The sequence below is a fragment of the Candidatus Competibacteraceae bacterium genome, from assembly GCA_016713505.1.
GTDB lineage: Bacteria > Pseudomonadota > Gammaproteobacteria > Competibacterales > Competibacteraceae > Competibacter_A.
This window is the reverse complement of sequence record JADJPA010000001.1, coordinates 3,075,991-3,098,897: the sequence shown is the minus strand read 5'-3', so window position 1 is coordinate 3,098,897 and position 22,907 is coordinate 3,075,991. Positions and strand designations below refer to the sequence as shown.

Sequence of the window (22,907 nt, the reverse complement as noted above, 5' to 3'; positions counted from 1 at the left end):
GAACGAGAGCCCATGAGCGAAATCGATCTCGACCACCTCAGAACCTGGATCGGAAAATCGCGCGCCGACGAGGATTTAATCGCAGCCCGTCACGCCCGGCTGATGGCCGCGACGGTCGATTACTGGGCGACGGAGCGCATTCGCGACGGCGAGCGCCTGCCGCCATCATGGCATTGGCTCTATTTTCTGGATGGACCGCCGACCAGCCAGCTCGGCGGCGACGGCCATCCCGCGCGCGGCGGGTTCCTACCGCCGGTGCCGCTATCCAATCGCATGTGGGCCGGCGGCCGCGTATCGATCCAGGCGCCAGCCACCATCGGCTCTACCGTGCGCAAAACATCAACCATCGTGAAAGTCGACCACAAACAGGGCCGTTCCGGCGACCTGGTTTTCGTGACCGTGATCCACGAGCTGCACACCGTGCAGGGCGAGTTGCTGATTCGCGAGGACCAGGACATCGTTTACAAGGATTTCACGCCGCCGGGTCAAAAAACCAGTGCTCCGCCTGCCCCGCCGCCCGCGCCGCACACTAAAACATACACGCCCACCTCAACCATGCTGTTCCGCTATTCGGCGCTGACCTTCAACGCCCACCGCATCCATTACGACATGGACTATTGTCGTGAGGTCGAAGGCTATCCAAGCCCGGTGGTTCACGGTCCGCTGAACGCCACCCTGCTGGCCGATTACGCTGAAGAGCTCAGCGGCGGTCGGGTGCGCGAATTTCGTTATCGCGGTTTGGCCCCCGCGACGCTCGGCCACTCCATCACGCTCCATGCCACTCCTGGGGAAAAGAGCACCGCCCTTCAGGCGCGACTCGACAACGGTACGGTCTGCATGGAGGCCGAAGCGATTATCGGCTGAAAAACCGCAACCGCTCCAGCGCGCTGGGACACCGGCTCATATCCGTTGAGCATTCATGCTAAGCGTGTGGAACCGGAACGCCGACCCGTCTAAAGATCGTTTTCGATGCCCCAAAAGAACCTGACCGCCCGCGCGTTTTGGGTGACGGCGCCCGGTCGTGGCGAGCTTTTGGATGGGCCGTTGTTCGATCCTAAGCCCAATGAGGTATTGATCAGAACGCTCTACACCGGCATCAGCCGCGGCACCGAAAGTCGGGTGTTTCGCGGCGAAGTGCCACCCAGCCAGTATCAAGCCATGCGCGCGCCCTTTCAGGAAGGCGATTTTCCAGCGCCGGTGAAATACGGCTATTGCAACGTCGGCGTGGTCGAGAGCGGTCCGGCGGCTTTGCGCGGGCGAACGGTGTTTTGCCTCTATCCCCATCAGGATTGCTATGTCGTCCCGGCGGCGGCGGTCACGCTAGTTCCAAGCCGGATTCCGCCCGGCCGGGCAGTGCTGGCCGCCAACCTGGAAACTGCCCTTAACGTATTGTGGGACGCTTCACCCCGGCTGGGAGACCGCGTCACGATCATCGGTGCGGGTGTGGTTGGTTGCCTGATCGCCCGACTGGCCAGCCGGTTGCCGGGCTGCCAGATTCAGTTAGTAGACACCGATGCGGCTAAGGAAACAGTGGCTGAAGCGCTGGGCGTGCGCTGGGTCGCGCCAGATCGGGCGGAAGGCGGGCAAGATCTAGTGCTCCACGCCAGCGGAGCGCCGGAGGGCTTGGCGGCGGCGCTGCGGCTGGCCGGTTTCGAAGCGGTGATCGTGGAAGCCAGCTGGTTCGGCACTCACCCGGTCAATTTACCGCTCGGCGAGGACTTCCACGCCAAACGACTGACGATCCGCAGCTCTCAAGTCGGCGCCATCGCTACCGCGCAGCGCCCCCGCTGGAACCACCCGCGGCGCATGAGCACGGTCATGGAGCTACTGGACGATCCGGTGCTAGATGCGGTCTTCAGCGGCGAAAGTCCCTTTGTGGAATTGCCGCGCGTCATGGCCGAACTCAGCCACAATCCGCAAGGTGTGTTATGCCATCGTCTGGTCTATACCCAGTAGTGGCTATTTTTGTTGCAATCAGTCGTCATAGGGGCTCCAATAACCTGTCATCCCGAGATACTTCACCTCCAACCCCAAGGTCGAGCCATCATGATGTACACCGTCTGCGTCCGCGATCATTTCATGATCGCCCATAGCTTCCGGGGAGAAACCTTCGGTCCCGCCCAGCGTTTGCACGGGGCCACCTATGTCGTCGATCTGGAGTTGCGTCGTCCCGAATTGGACCCCGAGGGCGTGGTGGTGGATATCGGCAAGCTGGGGACTTGCCTGCATTCGGTGTTGGATGAATTGAATTACCGCAATCTTGATGAGCTGCCGCAATTCAAGGGCCGCAACACCACCACCGAATTTCTGGCGCGCGAGATTTTCGACCGCGTTGCCGCGCGTATTGAGGAGGGTCAACTGGGGGCCAACACGGCGGGACTCAGTTCCATGCGCGTCGCTTTGCACGAATCCCACGCCGCTTGGGCGGCTTATGAAGGTCCGCTCGCTTGAAATCAGTTCATTTTCTGATTCCTGGCGACCCGGATACCCGCACCGGCGGCTATCTGTACGACCGCCGGATCATGACCGGCCTGACGGCGCTAGGCTGGCAGGTCGAGTTGCATCGGCTCGACGCATCGTTTCCAACGCCGACTCCGGCCGCGCTACAAGCAGCGGTCGCCGTACTGGCCGCGTTGCCAGCGCGAGCGCTGGCGGTCGTGGACGGCTTGGCGTTGGGCGCGATGCCAGCGGCTGTCGTCCCCCAGCGAGAGCGGTTGCGGCTGGTGGGACTGGTCCATCATCCGCTGGCGCTGGAAACCGGCTTGGACGAGGCGCTGCAACGACAGCTTTATCGCAGCGAATGCGAAGCCCTGCGCGCCGTCCGACAAATCATCGTCACCAGCCCCCACACGGTACGAACGCTGGCGGATTACCAAGTCGCTCCCGAACGCTGCCTCGTGGTTCTGCCCGGCACCGATCCGGCTCCGCTGGCGACCGGCTCGACCGATGGAACTCCGACGCTGCTTTGCGCGGCGAGCTTGACGCCCCGCAAGGGCCATGCCGTGCTGTTGCGGGCGCTGGCGCGGCTCAAGCAGCTACCTTGGCGCTTGGGCTGCGCGGGCAGCGCAACGCTCGATCCGGTCACCGCCGCCCCCTTGCAAACTCTGACGGGCGACCTGGCGCTGACCGATCGCGTGGCGTGGTTGGGCGAATTGAACGCCGAGGCGCTGGCCGCCCGCTATCTGGAAGCCGATCTTTTCGTCCTGCCCTCTTTTTATGAAGGCTACGGCATGGTGCTGGCCGAAGCGCTGGCGCGCGGTTTGCCCATCGTCAGCACCACCGCCGGCGCGATTCCCGACACAGTGCCAGCGGACGCGGGGTTGCTGGTTCCGCCCGGCGATGAAGTGGCGCTGGCCGCCGCTCTATCGCGCGTCTTGACCGAACCGGAATATCGTCAGCAGCTCGCCGCCGGCGCGCGCGCGGCGCGCGCGGCGCTGCCCGACTGGCCGAGCGCCGGCGCGCAGTTCGCCGGCGCGCTCGATGCGGTGCCCGCCGCATGACGGATTTCGCGGCGGATTGGCTCGACCTGCGCGAACCGCTGGATGCGGTTGCCCGCGATCCGGAATTGATCGCGGCCTTGATCGCGTGGAGCCGACAACGAGACGCGCTCTCGGTGCTGGATTTGGGCTGCGGGACCGGCGCGAATTTTCGGATCCTAGCGCCCTTATTGAGCCAAGAACAAGACTGGCGGCTAGTCGATCATGATGCGGATTTGCTGGCGGGCGGCGACCGGCGGCTCCAACAGTGGGCGGCGGCGCGAAAGCTGTCGGTCCGCGCCGAGGCGGCCACGCTGACGCTTGAAGGCGCGGAGCGCCGTTATCGCCTCGAACGGATCAGGCTGGATTTGACTGACAGGTGGGAGCGATTGGAGCGGCGCGCCGACGCTTTGGTCACCGCCTCCGCCTTATTGGATTTGACCTCGGCGGCTTGGCTGGACCGTCTGGCCCAGCAGTGTCGGGAATGGCGGGCGGCGGTGTATGTGGCCCTCAGCTACGACGGCCGCACCCGTTGGGAGCCCGAGCTGGAACAGGACGAGTGGGTGCGCGAACGGCATAACCGCCACCAGCGCACCGACAAGGGGTTCGGTCCGGCGCTCGGACCCGACGCGCCGGCGACGCTGGCGATTCGGTTGCGGGAACTCGGGTACCGGGTGATGTTGCGTCCCAGCCCCTGGCGGTTGGGGCCAGAACACGACGCCATGCAAACGACGTTGCTATCGGGTTGGAGCCGCGTCGTCCGCCAACTCGACCCGCAAACGACGAATTGGCTGACGGCTTGGACCTCGGAGCGCCAGCGCCTCATCGACCGCAAAGCCTCTCGCCTTAACGTCGGACACTGGGATTTATTCGCCCGACTGTGCTAGTCGGCCTTCAGTCCCGCAACTGACACTCGAACAACACATCCTCGCCCAGCGCGTAACGCCGGCAGCGGGGCCGCAGTCCCTGCTCCAAATCCCGAACCGCCGGCAGGGTGATGCCGGGCCGACCGGAGCCGATGATCAAGGGGGCGATGGTGATTTGCAGCCGATCCAAAAGCCTTTGCTCCAAAAACGATGAAACCGTCAGCCCGCCGCCTTCCACGAAAACACTGAAGAAACCGCGCGTGTGTAATTGGTCCAAAACCGCGCGCAAATCGAGAGACCGACCGCGCCGGGGCACACCGATGATTCGGGCCTGACCCGGCCCCGCGCCTTCGGTCAACGCCTCGTCGCAAACCAGCCAAGTCGGCGCCGCCCGGTCTTGAAACACCTCATGACCGGCAGCCAACCGGCGACTTGGATCGAGAATCACCCGCGCCGGATTGGGACCCGCCGCCTGCCGGGTGGTGAGTCTGGGGTTATCACATTCCACGGTGTTGGCGCCCACCACGACGGCATCGCACAGCGCTCGCATTCGGTGCAGGTGCAGCAGATTTTCCGAGCCGTTCACGTAGCGGGAAGCACCCTCCAGCGTGGCGATGCGCCCATCCAGGCTTTGCCCCAGATGCGCCACCGTCAGCGGCCGCGCCCGGCAGGCCAGCGCCACCGCTAAATACAAATCGAACAATTCCGCGCCGAGCGGGTCCAATGGAGTCCGGGCCAGCCATCCGCCAGCGCTGGCGATGCCGACCAGGGCGGCGGGATCGGTGGCGGACAGTATCGTCGGCTGACCGTCCGCATCGAGCCCAACTCCCAAGCGGACCAGGATCTTGGATGATTTCCGAACGTGGCGGCGCAACGCCAGCAGCAGCGTCCAAACGTGTTCCGGCCCGAGCGCTGAGGGCGGCGTCATGCCGACGACCGTCCCAGCCATGGCTTGAAACGCAACCCCGAACCATTCACGGTCATTCGCCCACCAAACGTATTAGCTCTCAACCACAACACCTGAACCACGTTGTAGCACCGTCACCCCTAAAATGCAGCTAGCGACGAAAATTGGCCAGCATGTCCTGTTATCCACTTCCCAGCTATTTTTGCTTGATGTAAAATCAAATATACTATTCACCCAAAATGACAGGCCTTGTAGGATACTGATTGGTTTACTCTGCCACGACCCCGACGAGCCCCATAATGAACGATCGGAAATACGATGTCATCGTGATCGGTACCAGCCCTAGGGGCGGAGGAGCCACCATGAAGGCCACCAAGGAAGGCCGATCGGGCGCGGTAACCCACCCCGACAGTTTAAAAATTCGTCGCCGCAACAGTGAATCCGGCGCTCGCTGTCGCGGCGGCCAGGCCGCGGAGATCGCCTACATCGGTCAGGCGATCATGGCCCAGCAAGGGGCGGCCAACACCCTTCACTATTTCGTCAATACCACGTTCAACTATCCGACCATGGCCGAAGCGTACCGGGTCGCGGCGTTGGACGGACCGAACCGGCTGGCCTGAGGGAGGGCCTCGCATGGACATCACTCCGTATCTCAAACTGATGGTCGACAAGAACGCATCCGACCTGTTCTTCCACGTCGGAGCGCCGGTGAACATCAAAATCGGCGGCGTGGTGCGCCCGATCGGCAACAAAGTGCTGGGACCGGGCCAAGTGCGCGAGATCGGTTATTCGGTCATGAAGGACGACCAGATCAAGCAATTCGAACACGACTGGGAATTGAATTTCGCCATTCCGCTGCACGGCGTCGGCCGCTTCCGCGCCAACGTGTTCAAGCAGCGCGGCGAGGTGTCCATGGTGATCCGCTACATCAAAGGCGATATCCCACAGGTCGAGGAACTGGGCCTGCCGGCGCTGTTGCGGCAGTTGGTGATGGAAAAACGCGGCCTGATCCTGTTGGTCGGCGCCACCGGCTCCGGCAAGTCCACCACCCTGGCGTCGATGATCGACCACCGCAACGCCAGCGCGCCGGGCCATATCCTCACCGTGGAAGACCCCATCGAATTCACCCACCAACACAAGAAATCGGTGGTCGGCCAGCGCGAGATCGGCATCGACACCCACAGCTACGAAAACGCCCTGCGCAGCGCCATGCGCGAAGCGCCCGACGTGATCCTGGTCGGCGAGGTCCGCGAGCGCGACGTGATGAAATACGTGCTGACCTTCTCCGAAACCGGCCATCTGGTGCTGTCCACCCTGCACGCCAACAACGCCAACGGCGCGCTAGAGCGCATCGTCAACTTTTTCCCCGAGGACGCCCGGCCGCAGTTGCTGATGGATCTGTCGTTGAACTTGCGCGCCATCGTCTCGCAGCGCTTGATCCGCGCCATCAACGGGGGGTTGGTGCCGGCGGTGGAGGTGTTGCTCAACAGCCCCTACATCGCGGATTTGATCCAGAAGGGCAAGATCGATTACGTCAAGGACGCCATGGAGCAATCGACCGAATCGGGCATGATGACCTTCGATCAATCACTGTTCAAATTGTATAAAGACGGCAAGATTTCTCGGGAAGAAGCCATCAAGAACGCCGACTCCAAGAACAACGTCGGCTTGCAAATCCGTTTGTCCGAAGGGTCCGGTGTCGGCGCGAGCCCCGGTGCCGGCGCCAGTTCCATCGATCTGACCATCCGCGAGGAAGACACCAACCGGGGTCGGATGCTGTGACCGGGCGATTCCGCGCGCTGGCCCGCCGGATGGCGGACATCGCGCCGTTTCACGTCATGGCGCTGCTGGCCCGCGCCAAGGAGCTAGAAGCGGAGGGCCGCTCCGTCATCCACATGGAAATCGGCGAGCCGGATTTTCCGACCGCCGCCCCGATCGTCGCCGCCGGCCAGCGGGCGCTGGCGGAGGGCCGCACCCGCTACACCGCCGCCGCCGGCTTGCCGGAATTGCGCCGCGCCATCAGCGACCATTACCGCCTGCGTTACGGGGTCGAGGTGCCGGCCCGACGGATTCTGATCACGCCCGGCGCTTCGGGGGCCTTGCAACTGGCGACGGCGCTGTTGGTCAATCCGGACGACCGGGTGCTGCTGGCCGACCCCGGCTATCCCTGCAACCGCCATTTCGTGCGCTTGGTGGAAGGCGAGCCGGTCGGCGTTCCCGTGGGATCGGACAGCGGCTATCAATTGACCGCTCAATCGGTGGAGCGTTATTGGGACCACCGGACGGCGGCGGTGCTGCTGGCCTCGCCGGCCAATCCCACTGGCACGGTGGTCGCACCCGATGAGTTGGCGGCCATTGTCGCGATGACTGAGAAGCGCGGCGGCCGGGTGATCGTGGATGAGATTTACCACGGCTTGAGCTACGGGGCCGCGCCGCAAACGGCACTGGCGTATTCGGAACGGGTGCTGGTCATCAACAGCTTTTCCAAATACTACGGCATGACCGGCTGGCGGCTCGGCTGGCTGGTCGCTCCGGACGATTGCGTCAACGACGCCGAGAAGCTGGCGCAAAATTTGTTCCTGGCCGCCTCCACCCCGGCGCAACACGCCGCGCTGGCCGCCTTCACGCCGGACGCCCAGGCGATATTCGAGGAGCGCCGCGCGCAATTCCAAGCGCGGCGGGACTTTTTGTTGCCGGCGTTGCGCGAATTGGGCTTCCGAATTCCCGTCACCCCGGACGGCGCGTTTTATCTCTACGCCGATTGCGGCCGCTTCACCGACGACAGCTACGGTTTCGCCTTGCGCCTGCTGGAACAAACCGGAGTGGCGATCACGCCGGGTCTCGATTTCGGCAATCATCTGCCGGAACGACACGTTCGTTTCGCCTACACCAACGCCATTCCGGTTCTGGCCGAAGGGCTGGAACGGCTGCGGCGGGCGCTGGCGGTCTAACTCGGCCGCCCACTAAAGAGGCGGTGGAACGCTCACAGGGCTATAGCGCTCGCGCGCCTGCTGGCGGTACTTGCTGGGCGTCATCCGTTTGTGTTGCGCAAAACGCCGGTTGAAGTTGGCGATATTGTTGAAGCCGATTTCACAACTGATCAGCGTTATAGCCATATCGGTTCGAGATAATAAATCACAGGCTCTGGCGACCCGGACGCGATTGACAAAATCGTTGAAGCAATTGCCCGTGGCTCTGTGAAAGAAACGCGAGAAATGGCCCTCGCTCATCCCGACCAGCGCCGCCACCTGTCCCAGCAGGATCTTATGCTGATAGTGACCCATCACAAAGCGAATCACGCTATCGACTTTTTTCTGCAATTCGCTGTTGGCGGGCAGGTCGATATGCGTCGTTGACAGCGAGCGTTGCTGCGGGCTGCGGGCCAGCATGTCAAGCAACTCATAAAAATAACCCACCCGCGCCGCACCATCCGTTTCCTTAATCCGCAACATCTGCTTTTCGGCAGTCTCCCCATGGCGCAAAAACTCAATGCCGTGCCTGGCCTGATCCAGCAGCGGCAGCAGCATGGCCAGCTCCGGAAATAACGTGACCGCGCCGGCAATAGCCTCGTGATCGAAATGCACGACCCGATCGCGCAACTCGTAATGCGTGCCATCAGGCGCGCTCGTCACCCAATTGTGCGGCAGGCGCGGGCCGGTCAGCACTAGGCAGCCGGGTCGAAAGCTGCCGATGTAATCGCCGATGAACATCTTGCCGCTGCTGGCGACGATCAGGTGCAGTTCGTACTCGTCATGGTAGTGCCAGCGAATCCGCCAGTGCGGGCAGCCGTGTTCGAGGTAACGGACGGCTCCGGGCTGTTTGTCGCTGATTTCCAGCTCCGGCATTCCCTGATTCGGTTGATGTTGCGTCATGACGCTCCCCTCCTCTAGCACCATCATCAGAAAAGTATAGATATTGGTGAATCAAGTACTGGTGATGCTGAAGGAATGCGCCATATTTCCAATAAGGCTCCTAGATTAACGCCGACAACACCTTTGGAGTGGAGAGGACAACCCGATGAAACTACGCAAATCCGCGATTGTGATTGCCGCTTTATCATTCGCCGCCGCCGTGCAGGCGGCCACTACCGTCACCATCGGCACCGTCAACAACGGCGACATGGTGATCATGCAGAAGCTGTCGAAACAGTTCGAGGAGCAAAACCCGGACATCAAGCTCGATTGGGTGGTTTTGGAAGAAAACGTTCTGCGCCAGCGGCTGACCACCGACATCGCCACCAAGAGCGGTCAGTTTGACGTGGCGACCATCGGCACCTATGAGGTTCCCATTTGGGCCAAGCAGGGCTGGCTGATGCCGCTGGAGAATTTGCCCGCCGATTATGCGGTGGACGATATTTTGAAGTCGGTGCGCGACGGCCTTTCCTACGAGGGCAAGCTGTATGCCGCCCCCTTCTACGCCGAAAGCTCGATGCTGTTCTACCGCAAAGACCTGTTCGAGAAGGCCGGCATCGCCATGCCCGAACAGCCGGCCTGGGATAACGTCAAGCAGTGGGCCGAGAAGCTGACCGATAAAAAGGCTGAAGTCTACGGCATCTGCCTGCGCGGCAAGCCGGGCTGGGGCGAGAATTTCGCGTTCCTGTCCACCATGATCAACACCTACGGCGGCCAGTGGTTCGACATGAACTGGCAGCCGACCATCGACACCCCGGAATGGAAAGCCGCCATCGGCGATTACGTCGAGATGCTGAACAAATACGGCCCGCCCGGCGCGGCCGCCAACGGCTTCAACGAGAATCTGACGCTGTTCGCCAACGGCAAATGCGCAATGTGGATCGACGCCACCGTGGCGGCGGGCCTGCTTTATAACCCGAAGCAGTCCAAAGTGTCGGATAAAGTCGGCTTCGCCCAAGCGCCCATCGCCAAGACCCCGAAGGGCGCGCATTGGCTGTGGGCCTGGACGCTCGCCATCCCGCAATCCTCCGACGCCAAGGACGCCGCCAAGAAGTTTGTGCTGTGGGCCACCTCCAAGCCCTACGTCCAATTGGTCGGCGAGAAGGAAGGTTGGGCCAGCGTGCCGCCCGGCACCCGCACCTCGACCTATGAGAATGCCAAGTATCTGGAAGCCGCACCCTTCGCCAAACCAGTATTGGCCGCGATCACCAGCGCCGATCCCACCGATCAGACGCTTAACCCCCGGCCGTATGTCGGCATTCAATACGTCGGCATCCCCGAGTTCCAGGCCATCGGCACCCAGGTCGGCCAGACCATCGCCGCCGTGCTGACCGGCAAGATGCCGATCGACCAGGCGCTGAAGAGCGCCCAGGCCGCCACCGCCCGCACCATGACCCAAGCGGGCTACGGCAAGAAATAGACGCTGGCAACCCTGCTCCCCTCTCCCCTTGAGGGAGAGGGATCGGGTGAGAGGGAATCACGTAACGGCTTGTTCCTGCCACCGACCGGCGGCAGGCGATCCCGAAATCTTCCGCACGAGGGTTTTTTATGACGGCCCTGGCATCCGCTCCGCCCGCCGCCGTGGCGGCGAAAACCACCCGACAAATCGATACCCGACCGTTCCTATGGCCGTCGGTCGGCGTCTTGTTTCTGTGGATGATCGTCCCGCTGGCGATGACGCTGTATTTCTCGGTCATCCGCTACAACCTGCTCAATCCGACCCTGACCGGTTTCGCCGGCCTCGAAAATTATAAATTCCTGTTTGACGACCCAGCCCTGTGGACCGCGCTGTGGAATACCCTGGTGCTGGTGGGGTCGGTGCTCGTCATCACCGTGGTCTTGGGCACTTTGTTCGCGGTGCTCTACAACCAGGAATTTCCGGGCCGCAACGTGGCCCGATTGCTGGTGATCGCGCCGTTCTTCGTCATGCCCACCGTCAGCGCGCTGGTGTGGAAAAACATGATGATGCACCCGGTCTATGGGCTGATCGCCTCGCTGCAAAGCATGATCGGCTTAACCCCCACCGACTGGTTCAGCGATTACCCGATGTTCTCGGTGATCGTGATCGTCGCCTGGCAGTGGGTGCCGTTCGCCTTTCTGATCCTGCTGACGGCGATTCAGTCGCTGGATTCCGAGCAGAAGGAAGCGGCGCGCATCGACGGGGCCGGGCCGTTTGCGATGTTTTTCTATATCACCCTGCCGCATCTGAGCCGGGCGATTTCGGTCGTCATCATGATCGAAACCATCTTCCTGCTGACGATCTTCGCCGAAATCTACGTCACCACCTCCGGCGGGCCGGGCACCGCGACCACCAATCTGGCCTGGCTGATTTACTCGGTCGGCCTGTTGCAATTCGATGTGGGCTACGCCTCGGCGGGCGGCATTATCGCCGTCATTCTGGCCAACATCGTGGCGTTCTTCCTGGTGCGCACCGTGTCCCGCAACTTGCAGCAAGGCTAAGGAGCACGCCATGTCCATGCCGTCCACCCTGCAAAAACCGCCGCGCTGGATTCCGATTCTGGCCTGGGTCATCGCCATTCTGGTGTTCTTCCCGATCTTCTGGATGGCGCTCACCTCGTTCAAAACCGAAACCGAGGCGATCAGCACCCCGCCCTCGCTGTTCTTCGTGCCGACGCTGGAGAATTACACCGATGTCTTCGCGCGCAGCAACTACGCGCGTTTCGTCTGGAACTCCATCGCGGTGTCGTTCGGTTCGACGCTGCTGGCGCTGGCGTTCGCCATCCCGGCCGCTTATGCGATGGCCTTCTTTCCGACCAAGCGCACGCCCTCGACGTTGTTGTGGATGCTGTCCACCAAGATGATGCCGCCGGTCGGTGTGCTGATTCCAATTTATTTGTTGTTCAAGACCTTGGGTCTGCTGGATACCGTCACCGGTCTTCTCATCATCTACACCCTGATCAATCTGCCGATTGTGGTGTGGATGCTGTACACCTACTTCAAGGACGTGCCGGGCGAGATTTTGGAAGCCGGGCGGGTCGATGGGGCCAATCCGATACAGGAGCTGTTCCTGTTGCTGCTGCCGCTGGCGGTGCCGGGCATCGCCAGCACCGGACTGCTGTCGGTGATCCTGTCCTGGAACGAGGCGTTCTGGAGCCTCAACCTGACCAGTTCCCAGGGCGCGCCACTGACCGCCTTCATCGCCTCGTTCTCCAGTCCCCAGGGTCTGTTCTGGGCCAAATTGTCGGCCGCCTCGCTGATGGCCATCGCCCCGATTCTGGTGGTGGGCTGGATGAGCCAGCGGCAACTGGTGTCGGGCCTGACCTTTGGCGCTGTCAAGTAACCTCATTCCGGGATCACGATCATGGCTGAAGTCGTCTTACGCAATATCAAGAAATCCTTTGGGCCGGTCGACATCATCAAAGGTGTCGATATCGATATCAACGATAAGGAATTCGTGGTCTTCGTCGGGCCGTCCGGCTGCGGCAAATCGACCCTGCTGCGGATGATCGCCGGGCTGGAAAGCATCTCCGACGGCGAACTGAGCATCGACGGCCAACGGGTCAACGACCTGTCGCCCGCCGACCGTGGCATCGCGATGGTGTTTCAAACCTACGCGCTCTATCCGCACATGACGGTGCGCGACAACATGGGCTTTAGCCTCAAGCTGGCCAAGGTTCCCAAGGATGAAATCGACCGCAAGGTCAACGAGGCGGCCCGCATTCTCAAGCTCGACCCGCTGATGGATCGCAAGCCGAAAGCCTTATCGGGCGGCCAGCGGCAGCGGGTGGCCATCGGCCGCGCCATCGTCCGCAACCCCAAAGTGTTCCTGTTCGACGAGCCGCTGTCGAATTTGGACGCGGCGCTGCGGGTGCAGATGCGCATCGAAATCGCAAGGATGCACAGCGATTTCAACGCCACCATGATCTACGTGACTCACGATCAGGTCGAGGCCATGACCATGGCCGACAAGATCGTGGTGTTGCAGGGCGGCGTGGTGGAACAGGTCGGCTCGCCGCTGGAGTTGTACCACCATCCGCGCAACCGCTTCGTCGCCGGGTTCATCGGTTCTCCGACCATGAATTTCCTGGATGTCACCGTAAAAGCCGTTGCCCCGGAAGGCGTGACCGTCGAACTGCCGGGCGGCGACAGCCTGACCGTGCCGGTGCGGCCGGGCGCGACCAAGGCGGGCGATAAGCTGACCTTGGGCGTTCGGCCGGAACACATTCAGGAAGGCGGCGGCGACGGCAAGTTGAGCGGCAAGGCGCTGGTGGTGGAACGCCTCGGCGGCGCGACCTACGCCTACGTCAAGCTGGATAGCGGCGTGATGATCACGGCGGAAGTGGACGGCAATAGCCACATCAGCGTCAACGATCAGATTCAGCTGGGCGTGCGCAGCGCAACCTGTCACTTGTTCGCCACCGACGGGCTGGCGCTTGTCCAATCTGCCCGCCATCCGCTGGCCGATGTCGGCAGGGGCAAACCGGGGGCGCATTAGAGCCATCAGCCCTCTCCCCAACCCTTTCCCCCAAATGGGGGAGGGGCTTTTACTCCCCTCTCTCCTTGGGGGAGAGGTGTCGGGGGTGAGGGCTTAAAGTGAAAGGAGCCAGTTGCAATGGCAAAAGAGCTGGAAGGTAAAGTCGCGGCGATCACCGGATCGGCGTCGGGCATCGGGCTAGCCAGCGCCGAAGCGATGGCGGCGGCGGGTGCGCGGGTGGTGTTGATCGACCGCGACGAAGCCGCCTTAACAAAAGCGTGTACCAAACTCGGCGGCGCGGCGATTCCATTGGTTCTGGATCTGCTCGATCCCAAAAGCTGCGCGACGCTACTGCCGCAGGTGCTAGAGAAAGCGGGTCAACTCGACATTTTGCACGCCAACGCCGGTATCTATGTCGGCGGCGATCTGATTGATGCCGACACCGACGCCATCGACCGGATGCTGAATCTGAACGTCAATGTGGTGATGAAAAACGTCCACGATGTGTTGCCGCACATGATCGAACGGCGCACCGGCGACATCATCGTCACCAGTTCGCTAGCGGCGCATTACCCGACGCCGTGGGAACCGGTCTACGCCTCATCTAAATGGGCCATTAACGCCTTCGTCCAAATCGTGCGCCGCCAGGTCTTCAAGCATGGCATCCGCGTCGGCTCTATCTCACCTGGCCCGGTCATCACCTCGCTGCTGTCCGACTGGCCGGAAGAGAAACTGAAGGAAGCCAGAGAATCCGGCAGCCTGATTGAAGCGAGCGAAATCGCCAATGTAGTGATGTTTATGCTGACCCGGCCACGCGGTATGACCATCCGCGATGTGGTGATTTTGCCGACGAATTTTGACTTGTAAGCTTTTAGTAAGCTTTTAATGCCCTTTCTCATCAGCCATCAGTTCTTAAGGAACAAGCTCAGTGGACTTAGTAATTTTCGACTGCGATGGCGTACTGGTGGACAGTGAAATCCTCGCCCTGCATGTGGTGGAGCGGGAACTGGCCCGGCTGCTGCCCGGCATCGACGCCGCGCCGTTGCTTCACAACACCGCGGGCATCAGCACCGCCGACATTCTGGCGATGGTGGAACAGCGCACCGGCCGGACGCTGCCGCCGGGCGCGGTTCCGGCCATCATCACCGCCATCAACCGGGCGTTGGATGAAGAAGTCGAGCCGATTCCGGGCGCGCGAAACGCCGTCGAGCAAATTCCGACCTTGAAAGCGGTGGCGTCCAACAGCGATCTGGCCAGCGTGCGCCGCTCGGTGGCGCGGGCGGGATTAACCGATTATTTCGGCGACCGGCTGTTTTCCGCCGACATGGTGGCGCGCCCCAAACCCGCCCCTGATTTATATCGCTACGCCGCCGAACGTTTAAATGTCGCCCCTGACCGCTGCCTGGTCATCGAGGACAGCGTATCGGGCGTTCGGGCAGCGCGGGCGGCGGGCATGACGGTCATCGGCTTTACCGGAGCCAGCCACACGCCAGCAGATCAGGAGCAACGACTGCGCGAGGCTGGCGCGGCGGTCATCATCGACCAAATGCAAGGACTGGCGGAATTGGTGAACGGCTGGCCTGTTCCATCGGTGCAGTAAATAAACAACGCACCCTCTCCCCCACCCCTCCCCCCAAATGGGGGAGGGGCTACTCCTCCTCCTTCCTTAAGTGGGGGGAGCTGCTACTCCCCTCGCCCCTTGGGGGAGAGGAGGGGCCGGGGGTGAGGGGTGAGGGCTGGAAGCTGCGAGAAAGCAACCCAACATTTAACATCCTTTATCCAAAGGAGTTCCGCTGATGAGCGATACCCAAAACCGCCGCCTGAATCCGGCGCTGCTCGGCCAACTGCCTTCCACGGTCTCCGTTCCCCGCTACGACCGTTCTAAAATCGGCCAAGCCATCGCCCATATCGGACTCGGCAACTTCCACCGCGCCCATCAGGCCCTGTATCTCGACGACCTGTTTAACGCCCAAGGGCCGGGACCGTGGGGCATCTGCGGGGTCGGGCTACTACCGCAGGACCAGGCGATGGCCGAGGCGCTGCGCCCGCAGGATTTGCTCTACACGCTGGTCGAACGCGACGAAGGCGTCGAGACGGCGCGAGTGATTGGAACCCAGCGCGGCTATCTGCACGCGCCCAGCGAACCGGATGCGGTCATCCAGCGGCTGGCCGACCCGGAAACCCGCATCGTCTCGATCACCGTCACCGAAGGCGGTTATTACCTCGATCACGGCACCGGCGAACTCGATCAAAATCACCCTAACCTGCGCCACGATCTGGCCAAACCCGGTGACGCGCCGGTGTCGCTGTACGGCTATCTGGCCGAAGCCCTGAACCGTCGCCGCAAAGCTGGAGCCGCGCCGTTTACCGTGCTGTCTTGCGACAACCTGCAAAGCAACGGCGAACTGGCCGGGCGGATGCTGACCGCCTTTTCCCGCCTGCGCGATGCCGAACTGGGCCGCTGGATCGAAACCAACGTGACTTTCCCCAACTGCATGGTGGATCGGATTACGCCGGTCACCACCGACCTGCACCGAGAACAGGTCAAGGCGCTGCTGGGCGGGATCACCGACGCCTGGCCGGTGGTGGCCGAACCGTTCCGACAATGGGTGGTCGAGGATAAATTCTGCAACGGCCGCCCAGACTTAGCGGCGGTCGGGGTACAGATGACTCCAGACGTACACCCCTACGAACTGATGAAAATCCATCTGCTCAACGCTGGTCATCAGATGCTGTGCCATTACGGCGTGCTGCTGGGCTATGTCACCGCCGATGAGGCGATGCGCGACCCCGACATCCGGGCGCTGCTCAACCGCTACATGGACACGGTGCGACCCCTGATTCACGAGCCGCCGGGCGTCAATCTGGTGGAGTATCAACAGACGCTGATTTCCCGCTTCGCCAATCCTTCGGTCAAGGATCAATTGTCGCGGATTGCCTTCTACGCCTCGTCCGGCATTCCCAAGTTCGTGCTGCCCATCGCCCGCGAGCAACTGAAACAGGGCAAGCCGATGGCCATCTTTGGTCTGCTGATCGCCGGTTGGATTCGCTACCTTGGCGGTACGGATGACGCGGGCAAGCCCATCACCCCGACCGATCCGCTGCGGGACGAACTGCAACGCCAGGTGCAAAGGGGCGATACCGACCCGACGCCTTTCCTCGGTCTGCATCAAATCTTCGGCTCCGATCTGCCGCAGGCCGAACCGTTCGTTAACGCGGTGCGTCAGGCGTTGGCGAGCCTCTACACCAATGGCACGCGCGCCACGGTGCAAAACCATCTGAAGGGCTGAAACGGCCAGCGCGAGGATCAAACCATGTATCTCGGATTCGATATTGGCACCTCCGGGGTCAAGGCCGTGTTGCTGGACGCCGACGGCACGGTGCGCCAGCAGGCCACCGCCGACCATCCGGTGTCCAACCCGCAGCCGTTGTGGTCGGAGCAAAACCCCGACGACTGGTGGCAAAGCTGCCGCGCGACGCTGGCGGCGCTCAAGGCCCAGGGCGCGGCGCTGGATCAGGTTAAAGCAATCGGATTATCCGGCCAGATGCACGGCGCAACGCTACTGGACGCCAACCACGCTGTATTGCGGCCCTGCATTTTGTGGAACGATGGCCGCAGCCACGCCGAATGCGCCGAACTGGAAGCCGCGCTGCCGGATTTCCGCGAACGCTGCGGCAACATGGCGATGCCGGGTTTCACCGCGCCTAAGTTGCTGTGGGTGAAAAAGCGCGAGCCAGACATTTTCGCCCGCATCGCCAAGGTGCTGCTGCCCAAGGATTATCTGCAATTCCGGCTGACCGGCCAGTTCGCCTCGGAAATGTCCGACGCGGCGGGCACCTTGTGGCTTGATCCCGCCAAACGGGATTGGGATGACTCACTGCTCGCCATCACCAGTCTGAATCGTTCCCACATGCCCGCGCTGTTTGAAGGCTGCCAGATTGTCGGCGAACTGACCGCAGTAACGGCAACGGCTTTAGGTTTACCTCGCGTCCCCGTAATAGCCGGGGCGGGCGACAACGCCGGTGGTGCGGTCGGGGTCGGCGTCATCGATCCCGGTCAGGGCTTTTTGTCGCTCGGCACCTCTGGCGTGTTGTTCGTGGTCAGCGCCACGCATCACGCCTGTCCCGAACGAACGGTGCACGCTTTCTGTCATTGCTTGCCTGACCGCTGGCATCAGATGTCGGTCAGCCTGTCGGCGGCCAATTCGCTGGCTTGGCTGGCCCGCACGGTCGAGCGCGAGGTCAGCGAACTGCTGGCGCGGCTGGACGCCAGCGGCAAGACCGAAACACCGGTATTGTTTTTGCCGTATCTGTCCGGCGAGCGCACCCCGCACAACGACCCACGCGCGGTCGGCCAGTTTCACGGCCTGAGCAACGCCACTGACCTTAACGACCTGACGTTAGCCGTGCTGGAAGGTGTGGCCTATTCCTGTGCCGACGGCTTGGACGCCTTGCGGGCGGCGGGCAGTGCGCCGCGTGAATTGACCCTGATCGGCGGTGGCGCACGTTCGCGTTTCTGGCGGCAACTGCTGGCCGATGCCTTGAATCTGCCGCTGGTTTATCGCACCGGTGGCGAGGTCGGCCCAGCCTTGGGCGCGGCGCGGCTGGCGCTGATTGGCGCACTCGGCGGCGAGGTGGAAACTGCTATCCGTCAGGTCTGCACCCAGCCGCCCCAACAGGAAGACCACCCGCCTCGCCCGGATCGCGCCGCCTACCATCAGGCCAAACTCGCACGCTACCGGCAACTGTACGCGCTGACTCAACCGCTGCACGCCGCAGGCTGAACACCATGAACGCACCCGTCAATCTCGATCAACTAGCGATCAATACCATCCGCACTCTGGCGATGGATGCGGTGCAGGCCGCCAATTCCGGCCATCCCGGCACGGCGATGGCGATGGCCCCCGTCACCTATTGCCTGTGGCAGCGCTTTCTGCGCTTCGATCCCGAAGACCCGATCTGGCCCAACCGCGACCGGTTTGTGCTGTCCATCGGCCACGCCTCGATGCTGCTGTATGCGCTGCTGCATCTGACCGGCACCAAAACCGTCAATTCCGCCTACGAGCGGATGGGTGAACCGACCGTCTCGCTGGACGACATCCAGCATTTCCGCCAGCTTGACAGCAAATGCGCGGGTCACCCGGAATACCGCTGGACTTCCGGTATCGAAACCACCACCGGCCCGCTCGGCCAGGGCGTCGCTACCAGCGTCGGCATGGCGATGGCGGGGCGTTGGCTGGCCGCCCGCTACAATCGGCCCGGTTTTGAACTCTTCGATTACGATGTCTACGCGCTGGCGGGCGATGGCTGCATGATGGAAGGCATCACCGGCGAAGCGGCCTCATTAGCCGGGCATCTTAAATTGTCGAATCTCTGCTGGCTGTATGACAACAACAAAATCACCATCGAAGGCCACACCGATTGGGCGTTCAGCGAGGACGTGGCGACCCGCTTTATCGGTTACAACTGGAACGTGCTGCGGGTCGGCGACGCCAACGATTTGGAAATGCTGGAGCGGGCCTTTCGCACCTTCAAGAACACCCGCGACCGGCCCACGCTGATCATCGTCGATAGCCACATCGCCTATGGTGCGCCGAATAAACAGGACACCCACGAAGCTCACGGCAGCCCGCTGGGCGAGGACGAAATCCGCCTGACCAAGCGCCATTACGGCTGGCCGGAAGACGCGAAATTTCTGGTGCCCGGTGAAGTTTTGAGCCATTTTCAGCAGAACATGGGCCGTCGCAGCCGCAGCCTGCGGGATGCCTGGTTCGTCAAACTCGACGAGTATCAGCAGCAATATCCCGATCTGGCCGACGATCTGCGACGGATGCAGAACCGCGAACTGCCCGCCGGTTGGGATAAGGCGTTGCCGGAATTTCCCGCCAGCGATAGCGGCATGGCGGGCCGCATCGCCTCGGGGCAGGCGCTCAACATCCTCGCCCGCAACGTGCCGTGGCTGATTGGCGGCTCGGCCGATCTCGCGCCGTCCACCAACACCCGCCTGACCTTCGACGGCGCGGGCGATTTCACGGCGGAGAATTACGGCGGTCGCAATGTCCATTTCGGGGTACGCGAACACGCGATGGGCGCGATTCTGAACGGGATGTCACTGTGCAAGGTGCGGCCCTACGGCTCCGGTTTTTTGATTTTCAGCGACTACGCCCGTCCGGCGATCCGGTTGAGCGCGCTGATGGAAATTCCGGTGATTCACATTTTCACCCACGATTCCATCGGCGTCGGCGAGGACGGCCCGACCCATCAGCCGGTGGAGCAATTGGCCTCGCTGCGGGCGATTCCGGGTCTGGTGGTGTTGCGTCCGGCCGACGCCAACGAAGTGGTGGAAGCCTGGCGGGTAATCATGCAGTTCCGGCATCAGCCCGTCGCGCTGATTCTGACCCGGCAGAACCTGCCGACGCTGGATCGCCGCCGCTATGCGCCTGCCGCTGGCCTCGCTAAAGGTGGGTACGTGCTGGCCGATGCGGACGGTGGTAAACCTGAGGTGATTCTGGTCGCCACCGGCAGCGAAGTGTCGCTGTGCATCGCCGCCTACGAGCAGCTCAAGACGGAAGGGGTGAAGGCGCGGGTGGTCAGTATGCCGTCCTGGGAGTTGTTTGACCGCCAGGAGCGAGTCTATCAGGAGAGTGTGCTGCCGCCGGACGTGATCCCCCGGATTTCGGTCGAGCAGGCTTCAACGCTGGGTTGGCGGCGCTATGTCGGCCTGCGTGGCCTGACCATCGGGATGCATACCTTCGGCGCGTCGGCTCCGCTAAAAGCCTTGCAGAACAAATTCGGCTTCACGCCCGAAAAAATCGCCGCCGCCGCACGGAATCAGATCGCTCAAAAAAACGCTACGCTTTAACCTCGAATCCGCAGGGCGCTGATGCGGGTTGGATCAGCGTCCTACCGCCATTTGGAGAACCTGTTTATGAGTCGTTTGCAAGGCAAGGTCGTGATCGCCCAGGGCGGCGGGCCGACGGTGGTCATCAATCAAAGTCTGATCGGGGCGGTGCTGGAAGCACGTAAGTTCCCGGAAGTCACCCGCGTCTGGGGCGCGCGGCATGGGGTGCGCGGCATCGTTCATCAAGCCTTCGTCGATCTGTCCGAGGCCACCACCCACAACCTGGAGCGGGTCGCGCAAACGCCTTCCTCGGCGCTCGGTTCGACCCGCGATAAGCCCGATGCCGAATATTGCCAAAACATTCTCAACGTCTTTAAGAAACACGATGTGCGCTATTTCTTCTACATCGGCGGCAACGATTCTTCGGACACCGTGCGCATCGTCGGCGAATACGCCGCCAAGGAAGGCTACGAGCTACGGGCCATCCACATTCCGAAAACGGTGGACAACGATCTGCCGCTTAACGACCACTGCCCCGGTTATCCGTCCGCCGCCCGCTTCGTCACCAGCGCCTTTCGCGGAGCCAACAGCGACAACATGGCCTTGCAAGGCGTCTACATCGCCGTAATCATGGGCCGTCATGCGGGCTGGCTGACCGCCGCGTCCGCCCTCGCCCGCCAGCACGATGACGACGGCCCGCATTTGATCTACCTGCCGGAACGGCAATTCTCGATTGACCGCTTTCTGACCGATATCGACCGCGTGTACCAACAGCACGGCCGCTGCATCATCGCCCTTTCCGAAGGGGTCTGGGCCAACCGCGACGGCAAAGGCAAGCAAATTCCGCTGGCCGCCGATCTGATGCGCAAGGCCGGACGCGAACCGGACGTGGACGCCCACGGCAATGTGCAGCTTTCCGGCGGTGCGCTGGCCGACGAACTGGCGGCGACCGTGCAAGGCAGCCTCGGCATCAAGCGGGTGCGTTCCGACACCTTCGGCTATCTTCAGCGCTCCTTTCCCGGCGTGGTCTCCGACGTGGACGCCCGCGAGGCGCGCGAGGTGGGCGAGAAAGCGGCGCATTACGCCTGCGGGCAGGGCCTCAGCGGTTCGGTGGTGATCAAGCGGGTCGGGGATTATGCGGCGCGCTACGAACTGGCGGACGTTCGGGAAATCGCGGCGCAAACCCGGCACATGCCCGACGACTACATCAACGCCGAGGGCAACCACGTCACCGACGCCTTCCGCGCGTATCTGCGGCCACTGCTCGGCGATGGAATGCCCTATCTGGAACGGCTGTGGGCGCCGGGGGTGAGGCTGGGCGACTAAACATTCTGCGGCTCCATAGGTCTAGAGCGCCGTTATGACCAAACAGGAAAAGTGCAAAAATATTCGTTGCTGTTAAGGCAGGACACACGATAGCTCGATGCTCTTTTTCCGTGCTACACTGATCTCGTGTTATCGTGGAACGATGATTATGACCAATCTCACGATCAGTGTCGATGCGGAAGTCCTCAAACGCGCTCGGATTCGAGCATTGGAAGATAATACTTCAATCAATGCGGTACTCGCTCAGTACCTCGTTCGTTATGCCCGACTGGACGAAAGTCGCCGCCAGCGGCAGGCCGCGTTGGAGGCGCTGTTGACGCTGGCCGAACAAGGCCAAGCGGGGCGCGGTGACAACACCTGGACGCGGGATGCGTTGCATGAACGATGAGGTGCTGTTTATCGACACCAACGTCCTGGTCTACTTGTTTGACGGCGATGCGCCCACTAAAAAGGCTATCGCCGAGACGTTGTTTCGTGAACCGAATATCCGGTTGAGCACGCAAGTACTGCAAGAGTTTTACGTGACCGTAACGCGCAAACTGGCGCGGCCGCTGTCACCCGCGCAGGCGTTGCAAGCCGTGCACCATTTCCAAACCTATCCGGTCGCGGTGATTTCCAGTGCGCTGGTCACCCGGAGCATTGAGCGGAGTATCGATTCCCAGCTATCCCTTTGGGACAGTCTGATCGTGGAAACGGCGTTAGCCGAAAACGTGGATCGCCTGGTGACAGAGGATCTTCAGGACGGCTGGATCATCGACGGGATGCGGGTATGGAACCCGTTCAAGCGCTAATTGCTTCAAGCCCGCCCAGGCCTGTCAGCGTGGCCCCGTTGCGTTAATTTTTATAGAGCAAGTTTTTGGAGAAGGTGGGCTGACGTCAGGCGCAATCAGATGAGCGGCTCGGTGGTCATCAAGCGCGCTGTGGGCTATGCCGTGCGCTACGAACTGGCCGATGTTCGAGAAATCGCCGCGCAAACCCGGCACATGCCCGATGAGTTCATCAACGCCGAGGGCAACCACGTCACCGACGCCTTCCGCGCGTATCTGCGGCCACTGCTCGGCGATGGAATGCCCTATCTGGAACGGCTGTGGGCGCCGGGAGTAAAGTTGAGTGACGACTGAGCAAAAAGGGTTTTGAGCTTTTCG

At 62.1% G+C, this 22,907-nt stretch carries 22 protein-coding genes and 1 pseudogene; 21 read left to right on the top strand and 2 right to left on the bottom strand.

From position 1 onward, the window contains the following. Positions 1-12: 12 nt before the first annotated feature. From IPK09_14135 to IPK09_14115, 5 genes are all read left to right on the top strand, one after another. A complete protein-coding gene (locus tag IPK09_14135; GenBank protein ID MBK7984739.1) occupies positions 13-864 on the top strand; it encodes a MaoC family dehydratase N-terminal domain-containing protein in 852 nt (283 codons plus the stop codon). A gap of 105 nt (positions 865-969) precedes the next feature. Further along, positions 970-1,956, top strand: coding sequence for a zinc-binding alcohol dehydrogenase (locus tag IPK09_14130; protein ID MBK7984738.1), 987 nt, complete (start codon positions 970-972; stop codon positions 1,954-1,956). A gap of 93 nt (positions 1,957-2,049) precedes the next feature. Continuing rightward, entirely contained in the window at positions 2,050-2,451 is a 402-nt protein-coding gene (locus tag IPK09_14125; protein ID MBK7984737.1) for a 6-carboxytetrahydropterin synthase, read from the top strand. A gap of 71 nt (positions 2,452-2,522) precedes the next feature. Beyond that, complete coding sequence (locus IPK09_14120) at positions 2,523-3,500, top strand: glycosyltransferase family 4 protein (protein ID MBK7984736.1); 978 nt, start codon at positions 2,523-2,525, stop codon at positions 3,498-3,500. Next, complete coding sequence (locus tag IPK09_14115) at positions 3,497-4,363, top strand: class I SAM-dependent methyltransferase (protein MBK7984735.1); 867 nt, start codon at positions 3,497-3,499, stop codon at positions 4,361-4,363. The genes IPK09_14120 and IPK09_14115 overlap by 4 nt, the downstream gene beginning before the upstream one ends. A gap of 7 nt (positions 4,364-4,370) precedes the next feature. Here IPK09_14115 and IPK09_14110 read toward each other — a convergent pair whose 3' ends face one another. Continuing rightward, on the bottom strand, positions 4,371-5,270 hold the full coding sequence (locus IPK09_14110; protein ID MBK7984734.1) for a RibD family protein: 900 nt from the start codon (positions 5,268-5,270) through the stop codon (positions 4,371-4,373). A 443-nt stretch (positions 5,271-5,713) separates the two neighbouring features. On the opposite strand from IPK09_14110, the pseudogene IPK09_14105 reads away from it, so the two are divergent. From IPK09_14105 to IPK09_14095, 3 genes and pseudogenes are all read left to right on the top strand, one after another. Continuing rightward, positions 5,714-5,869, top strand: a pseudogene (locus IPK09_14105) (NAD(P)(+) transhydrogenase). 13 nt (positions 5,870-5,882) lie between these two features. Next, positions 5,883-7,031, top strand: a complete 1,149-nt coding sequence (locus IPK09_14100; GenBank protein ID MBK7984733.1) for a PilT/PilU family type 4a pilus ATPase — start codon at positions 5,883-5,885, stop codon at positions 7,029-7,031. Positions 7,032-7,060: 29 nt separating this feature from the next. Beyond that, entirely contained in the window at positions 7,061-8,200 is a 1,140-nt protein-coding gene (locus tag IPK09_14095) for a pyridoxal phosphate-dependent aminotransferase (GenBank protein ID MBK7984732.1), read from the top strand. 12 nt (positions 8,201-8,212) lie between these two features. Here IPK09_14095 and IPK09_14090 read toward each other — a convergent pair whose 3' ends face one another. Then, positions 8,213-9,094: an AraC family transcriptional regulator gene (locus IPK09_14090; protein MBK7984731.1), complete on the bottom strand. Its 882-nt coding sequence runs from the start codon at positions 9,092-9,094 to the stop codon at positions 8,213-8,215. Positions 9,095-9,266: 172 nt separating this feature from the next. Here IPK09_14090 and IPK09_14085 point away from each other — a divergent pair, with 172 nt between their 5' ends. The 13 genes from IPK09_14085 (at position 9,267) to IPK09_14025 (ending at position 22,883) form a co-directional block, all read left to right on the top strand. Further along, complete coding sequence (locus tag IPK09_14085) at positions 9,267-10,580, top strand: sugar ABC transporter substrate-binding protein (GenBank protein ID MBK7984730.1); 1,314 nt, start codon at positions 9,267-9,269, stop codon at positions 10,578-10,580. Between the two features lie 128 nt (positions 10,581-10,708). Next, complete coding sequence (locus IPK09_14080) at positions 10,709-11,620, top strand: sugar ABC transporter permease (protein ID MBK7984729.1); 912 nt, start codon at positions 10,709-10,711, stop codon at positions 11,618-11,620. A 16-nt stretch (positions 11,621-11,636) separates the two neighbouring features. Then, positions 11,637-12,461 carry a carbohydrate ABC transporter permease gene (locus IPK09_14075; GenBank protein MBK7984728.1) on the top strand — a complete coding sequence of 275 codons (825 nt, stop codon included), beginning with the start codon at positions 11,637-11,639 and terminating at the stop codon, positions 12,459-12,461. Between the two features lie 21 nt (positions 12,462-12,482). Beyond that, entirely contained in the window at positions 12,483-13,616 is a 1,134-nt protein-coding gene (gene ugpC / locus IPK09_14070) for a sn-glycerol-3-phosphate ABC transporter ATP-binding protein UgpC (protein ID MBK7984727.1), read from the top strand. A gap of 117 nt (positions 13,617-13,733) precedes the next feature. Then, positions 13,734-14,462, top strand: a complete 729-nt coding sequence (locus tag IPK09_14065) for an SDR family oxidoreductase (GenBank protein MBK7984726.1) — start codon at positions 13,734-13,736, stop codon at positions 14,460-14,462. Between the two features lie 61 nt (positions 14,463-14,523). Then, positions 14,524-15,195, top strand: a complete 672-nt coding sequence (locus tag IPK09_14060) for an HAD family hydrolase (GenBank protein MBK7984725.1) — start codon at positions 14,524-14,526, stop codon at positions 15,193-15,195. A 196-nt stretch (positions 15,196-15,391) separates the two neighbouring features. Next, positions 15,392-16,885, top strand: coding sequence for a mannitol dehydrogenase family protein (locus IPK09_14055; GenBank protein MBK7984724.1), 1,494 nt, complete (start codon positions 15,392-15,394; stop codon positions 16,883-16,885). A gap of 24 nt (positions 16,886-16,909) precedes the next feature. Next, on the top strand, positions 16,910-18,379 hold the full coding sequence (gene xylB, locus IPK09_14050; protein MBK7984723.1) for a xylulokinase: 1,470 nt from the start codon (positions 16,910-16,912) through the stop codon (positions 18,377-18,379). Between the two features lie 5 nt (positions 18,380-18,384). Then, the gene (gene tkt / locus IPK09_14045) at positions 18,385-20,457 is read left to right on the top strand and encodes a transketolase (GenBank protein MBK7984722.1); all 2,073 of its coding nucleotides are present in this window, start codon (positions 18,385-18,387) and stop codon (positions 20,455-20,457) included. A gap of 66 nt (positions 20,458-20,523) precedes the next feature. Then, entirely contained in the window at positions 20,524-21,762 is a 1,239-nt protein-coding gene (locus IPK09_14040) for a 6-phosphofructokinase (GenBank protein MBK7984721.1), read from the top strand. A gap of 148 nt (positions 21,763-21,910) precedes the next feature. After that, positions 21,911-22,150, top strand: coding sequence for a hypothetical protein (locus IPK09_14035; GenBank protein ID MBK7984720.1), 240 nt, complete (start codon positions 21,911-21,913; stop codon positions 22,148-22,150). Beyond that, complete coding sequence (locus IPK09_14030) at positions 22,140-22,553, top strand: PIN domain-containing protein (GenBank protein MBK7984719.1); 414 nt, start codon at positions 22,140-22,142, stop codon at positions 22,551-22,553. Before IPK09_14035 ends, IPK09_14030 begins: the two co-directional genes overlap by 11 nt. A 99-nt stretch (positions 22,554-22,652) precedes the next feature. Beyond that, on the top strand, positions 22,653-22,883 hold the full coding sequence (locus tag IPK09_14025) for a hypothetical protein (GenBank protein ID MBK7984718.1): 231 nt from the start codon (positions 22,653-22,655) through the stop codon (positions 22,881-22,883). The last annotated feature ends 24 nt before the right edge of the window (positions 22,884-22,907 follow it).